Below are 1339 nucleotides of genomic sequence, written 5' to 3' on the forward strand. Positions count from 1 at the left end.
GAGCAGTTTTTTCTGCTGCCGGGACAGTTCGGCCTCTGTGGTGCTGAACTGCATGCTCACGGTGGTGCTCAGCGTATCCAGTTGCTTTTTCACGGATGTTGTATGTTCGCTGATAGCGTCTCTGATTTTCTGCCTGTTTAAGCTCAATGCCTTGTCTACAGACTCTTCGAGCTTCCTGAACTCGCTGTTCAGCATGTTCTCGGTAGAAGCGGCTCGCTCTTTCAGTTTCTTCTCGAAGTCTGTTCCCATTTGTAAAAGATTGCTCATACAGCGCCCCCTTTAGCCTGAGATTCCGCCCCCCCTCCGGGTCGGCAATACTGATGCTGCTTTTGGTTGTCCTCACCACCTCAAAACCTGCCGCTGTAAGCGCCTCTGTGACCTCCTGACGCGTTTTTATTGCTCCGGCATGGTAAAGAGCCTCAAGACCCCGTGTAATCGCTTCTGCGGCCTCCTGTTTCGCTTTTGGCAGATTATTTGGCGTGACAAGCGTCCGTCTGTTCTCCGGTGCGTTCGGGTCACGCAGCCCGTAATGATGATTAACCAGCGTCTGCCAGGCATTTATCCTCGGCCTGTCCGCACGGTCGTAGTACGGCTGGAGGCGCTTACCGCTCTGTAGCTCCATGTTCGGGATGACAAAATTCAGTTCGAGCCGCCCCTTATCCTGGTGTTCCACCCAGAGAATGCTGTACTGGTCTTTTTCGAGACCGGGCATAAGAACACGCTCAAAGCTCGTCATCACTCTTTCGCGTTCACCCGGTGGTAGCTCCTTCTCCGCGAACGACAGAACGCCTGACGTGTATTTCTTCGAAAATGGCGTGGAATCAATGAGTTCCCGCACTTCTTCCGGGTTACCCCGGAGCACCGTTGCGCCTTCGCGGTTACGCTCCCGCCCCAGCAGGTAATCGACCGGGCCACTTCCACCGNCTGTTCCCTGACAGCCTGCCGCAACTGGCGCAATTCACCCTCGATGGCCATCAGTGCGGCCACCACATGAACCCGGTCAATCGAAGACCACTGGCCGCTGTTCACCTTCCGGGCTGTCTGGTTCAGGTTGTTCCCGATGGCAGCCAGATGCCGCAGCAATGGCGGTGCCAGTGTCGGCAGTTTTCCTGTGCGTGCAACCGGCTCCCCCAGACAGACCCGCCGCATCCATTCCGCCAGTCGTTTACCCTCGCAGCGTTCCAGTAACCGGGCGTGCTCCTCATCGGTAACCCGTATCGTGAGCATCTTCTCGCGTTTCATCGGTATCATTCCCCCTAACAAATCCCCCATACAAGGAGCCTTAAGACCATGACCAAACAGGAAAAAACAGCCCTTAACATGGCTCGCTTTATCAGAA

Annotated in this window: 2 protein-coding genes and 1 pseudogene; 1 reads left to right on the forward strand and 2 read right to left on the reverse strand. The window is 55.5% G+C overall.

All coding sequences use genetic code 11. The annotated features are described in order from the left end of the window. Together mbeA and ABEB28_RS42620 are read right to left on the reverse strand one after the other, a co-directional pair. The coding region (mbeA, locus tag ABEB28_RS43335; RefSeq protein ID WP_425559075.1) for a plasmid mobilization relaxase MbeA at window positions 1-958 on the reverse strand (958 nt) is incomplete at its 3' end. Continuing rightward, window positions 925-1227 (reverse strand): annotated as a pseudogene (locus tag ABEB28_RS42620) (MobC family plasmid mobilization relaxosome protein); the annotation flags it as partial. The pseudogene ABEB28_RS42620 and the gene mbeA, both read right to left, overlap by 34 nt. Window positions 1228-1290: 63 nt before the next feature. On the opposite strand from ABEB28_RS42620, the gene ABEB28_RS43340 reads away from it, so the two are divergent. Next, window positions 1291-1339: Rop family plasmid primer RNA-binding protein (locus tag ABEB28_RS43340; protein ID WP_143191287.1), on the forward strand; the 49-nt coding region annotated here is incomplete at its 3' end.

The organism is Cryptosporangium minutisporangium (assembly GCF_039536245.1).
Lineage (GTDB): Bacteria > Actinomycetota > Actinomycetes > Mycobacteriales > Cryptosporangiaceae > Cryptosporangium > Cryptosporangium minutisporangium.